The following is a 3,831-nucleotide window of genomic DNA, read 5'->3' as shown; positions in this document are numbered from 1 at the left end:
ATGGAACAAGACAATAGCGGCTGGAATAGGTTGAATATGCTTATGAACGCCGGTCATGGCTTCGCAAGAAATTACGGCACGACGATGAATAATATGTCAGAATCTAAGATGCATGGTAACGACCCTTGGCAGAATGCTATGATGGTGCTTTTTGGATTAAAGAAGGCTGCGGAAAAGGCAGCAAATGCTGCCGTTTAGTTTGAATAATCTTAGAAAAAATAAATAGTTAAAGGGAAAGTAATGGTTTTTATAGATTTTGACCCGAGAGATAGAAGTTGGGCATTAAAACTAGAAAAAGATCTACACGAACGCAGACTAGAAAAAGATCTACTACAATCAATAGCGAATCAACGAAAGGACAAACATAAATTACCAGTTTTTCTTAATGCGATTTCTATGAATGATCCATATAAGATAGGCTCTTTTTCTCCTTCTCCAATAGGTTCTATTCGTCCTTCTGAGATAGATAATGAGGGGAATAAACCCTCTCCGATTCCACAATCAGAAACTCCTCCTCAGTTAGAGACTTCTCCACCTATTTCAACAAAACCAGTTCCATTGCAAGAACAGCCTCCTGAACCAAATCTTAGTTTTTGGGATAAATTTTCTCGTTTTTCACAGTCTGATGTTAGTAAAAATATTGATGATTTTCTTATGGGTGCGATAACGGCTAGTCCAAATTCATCTGGATGGCAACTTTTTGCCAAGGGGCTGAAGAACTTGCATGAAGGAGATAAACAAAGAGGACAGGTTAACCAAACCGTCGAGTATCTGAAATCTAAAGGGTACAGTGAAGAAGAAGCGCGGTTCATAGCTGGGAATAAAGATGCGTTGAATGCTTTTCTATTACAAAAAGTGAACGGTGGAAATAGGAATTCCCAATTTACCAATGACGGTAGGATGCTTGTGGAAGATCCGAATGCACCAGGTGGATATAGATATATTATGGTTGAAGGTGGTAAATCGTATGAGGAAGCTGAACGTGCAAAAGCTCTATATGCAAATAATATAGTACGGAAAAGTATTTTATTGAAAGATCTCACATATCTTGATGAGTACCTTAAGGAAAAAGGTGGGTATGCAACAGGTCTGATTGCTTGGATTAAAAGCATTGTTCCTGGATTGAAAGAAAATGGTGCAGATAAAGTCGTGAAATCAATTAAGGAACGTATAGCAAGTGATCGTATAGACGAACTGAAGCAATTATCAAGGACAGGAGCGGTAGGACTTGGAAATGTCAGTGATAAAGATCTTGACATGCTAAAGCATTCTTTAGGTGAACTAAGCATTGATATGAATGTAGAATTATTTACGCGGAATCTGAATCAAATAAGAGATGTTATTTCAAGACTATCGCCTGAAGCAAAAGCCTATTTACTAGGTGAAGATGCTAGTCGCTCCTCTGCTAATCAGTCATCACAAGGAGGCAGTGCAAATTTGCCAACTATAAGTAGCAGAGAAGAGCTAGATCGTTATCCTCCTGGAACAATAGTTAATTATAATGGTCATCCAGTATATAAGGGAGCAAAAAGATGATAAACAATAAGCGTTATCGACCAGGAGATCGAGTTCTTGAACTTGGGGATGATGTTTACGTAGCCGATTATCCTCTTAATCCCAGCAATTCAGGTAAACGTTATCGACCAGGAGATCGAGTTCTTGAACTTGGTGATGATGTTTATGTAGCCGACTATCCTTTATATAATAATTCTTATGAAGAAGAAGCAGAACATCCCGAAATCACGCAAAGTGAAGCTTTTTGGAACTCTTTAAAGCATGGATTGAGTTTTAATTTAGATGATGAGATTGCGGGGATTACAGCGGCAGGACGTGATTCTGATGATCAGTGGGCAATAAGTGCTTTTTTGAATGGGCTTTACAACTATTGGACTGGAGATAAGAAAACCATAGAAAAATATGAGAAAGAAGCCAATAGACTACGTGATTATTATCGTAGGATGAGTGATCAACATTATTGGACTTCTTTTGCTGGAAATGCTTTAGGGTCGGCAATCCCTTCACTTGCGACTTTAGGGGGAGGACTGTTAGCCTCAGGAGCACGCCTTGTAGCGCCTACACTTGCAAGGAATGTGGCGGGGTCAAAATTAGGTCAAGCCTTTTTGAAAACTGGTCAGTCACTACCAAGTCGATTTGCAAGCCCGTTTTTAGGCATCACGAACAAAACAACATTACCTCATTTGCTTAAAGTAGGTGCAGCATCTGGTGCATTACATGGCGCAGGAGAAGGCGAAGGACTTTTAAATACACTTCAAACCACGGCATCTGGTGGAACTTTAGGAATGGGCGGGGCATTGGCTGGAAATCTTGTAGGCAGTATGCTTGGTTCTACTTTTGGTGGAATACGAAGACTTTTTTCTCCTTCTCATACGAAAGAAGGTGTTTCAAAAGATACGTTAAGAGCAATCAGTAAACATTTAGGCAATGAAGCTTCTGAAGAGCTAGGAGAATCTTTTAAAAAAGCAGTTCCTACCGATTACGTAGCTGATCATAGTCCTTTTTTACAAGATCTTGTTTTTGATATCGCGAAAAGAAACCAAGGGGCTTATCTTGATTTAACCAAGAGAGCTAAACAGAGAGCGCTGGGAGGAGGGGAGCGTATTCATCAGGCGGCTGATAAATACTTTGTTCCTCATCAAAATGTCACAGGTTTAAAAAATGATCTTATCGCGATTAGGAAAGCAGAACCACATACTCTTTACGAAATAGCCAAAAAAATACCAATAGGAGAACAGCATTATGGCGCTCTTAATGAATTAATGAAGCGTCCATATTTCAAACAGGCTTATAAAGAAGGGCTACAGGAATTCACGAGTAAGGTCAAAGAAGTTGCTCCATTTTCTTCTGAAAAATTTAATCTCCTTAAAGAAAAGCCCAACATGGGTGTTCTCCATGAAACGAAGGTTAAACTTGGTCTTATGAGAGATGCAGCCGAGAAGGTAGGAGATAACAGTAAAGTTCATACCTTAGTTGGCATTCAGAAAAAGTTATTAGAGCTTATGGATGATATATCGCCTAAATATAAGAAGGCACGATCATTGTATCATCAATATAGTTCACGTTTAGATGCCATGGATGAAGGTTCCAAAATCCTTAGCAAGTCGGTTAATAAGGATGAGTTCAGTAAAATCTTTGATGAATTACCAAAGGCACAACAAGAATACTTTAAAAAGGGCTCAAGGGCAGAACTTTTACAAGGTATGGGGCAAACAAAAGATGAAGTATCCAAGGCAAAGGAGATTTTTGGTACGAATGATCTGTATAAACGATTTGCAAAGATTTATGGAGTCGATAAAGCTTCTGCGGTCAAGAAGGTTATCGAAAAAGAAGCCGATTATGCAGATTTTTATAATAGAATACCAGGTCGTGTAGCGGATGAAAAGATATCTTTTAGGCATAACGTCAATATGCCAACGGGTAAACATGATGCAGCTGTACAATTAGCAAAAGCTGCTGGGAAGGCTGCTTGGATTCCTTTCAAAGAGGCGGCGTTTAGAGAGCGTCAACGGATTGAAAAGGATGTTGTCAAATTGTTAACAGGGGGAACACAGATTAAGAATGCTCAAATTGTCGATCTGATTCAACGTATGGTAAATGCGCATCATAAAGGATATGCGACGAAAGAGTGGGTGAAAAAGCGTTTTTCTGATTTGTTTAGATTAAGTGGAAACGAGGTTGTGAGGATGTTTAACCGATGACCCGTTCTAGTCCTTCAGTCGATCAAGCGATCCGTCAAGCAGCAGCGCGTTATGGCTTGCCCGAAAGTTATTTATACCGTGTTGCGCAAGTGGAAAGTGGCGGCAATCCGAATGC

The 3,831-nt window shown here is 39.6% G+C and carries 3 protein-coding genes and 1 pseudogene; all 4 read left to right on the top strand.

What is annotated here, in order from left to right; genetic code table 11:
* Window positions 1-198, top strand: a pseudogene (locus ACFIMQ_RS09040) (hypothetical protein); the annotation flags it as partial.
* Window positions 199-240: 42 nt separating this feature from the next.
* Window positions 241-1,536, top strand: a complete 1,296-nt coding sequence (locus ACFIMQ_RS09035) for a hypothetical protein (protein ID WP_375703890.1) — start codon at window positions 241-243, stop codon at window positions 1,534-1,536.
* Window positions 1,533-3,716, top strand: coding sequence for a hypothetical protein (locus ACFIMQ_RS09030; RefSeq protein WP_375703889.1), 2,184 nt, complete (start codon window positions 1,533-1,535; stop codon window positions 3,714-3,716). Before ACFIMQ_RS09035 ends, ACFIMQ_RS09030 begins: the two co-directional genes overlap by 4 nt.
* Window positions 3,713-3,831: transglycosylase SLT domain-containing protein (locus tag ACFIMQ_RS09025; RefSeq protein WP_375703891.1), on the top strand; the 119-nt coding region annotated here is incomplete at its 3' end. The genes ACFIMQ_RS09030 and ACFIMQ_RS09025, both read left to right, overlap by 4 nt.

It is taken from the genome of Bartonella sp. AD13SXNS (genome assembly GCF_042196465.1).
Lineage (GTDB): Bacteria > Pseudomonadota > Alphaproteobacteria > Rhizobiales > Rhizobiaceae > Bartonella.
The sequence above is the reverse complement of the archived record's forward strand: the minus strand, read 5'-3'. Positions and strand labels throughout refer to the sequence as shown.

Bases quoted from the DNA above. Each gene is read 5' to 3' on its own strand.
- ACFIMQ_RS09035 (WP_375703890.1), top strand. From the start codon at position 241: ATGGTTTTTATAGATTTTGACCCGAGAGATAGAAGTTGGGCATTAAAA.
- ACFIMQ_RS09030 (WP_375703889.1), top strand. From the start codon at position 1,533: ATGATAAACAATAAGCGTTATCGACCAGGAGATCGAGTTCTTGAACTT.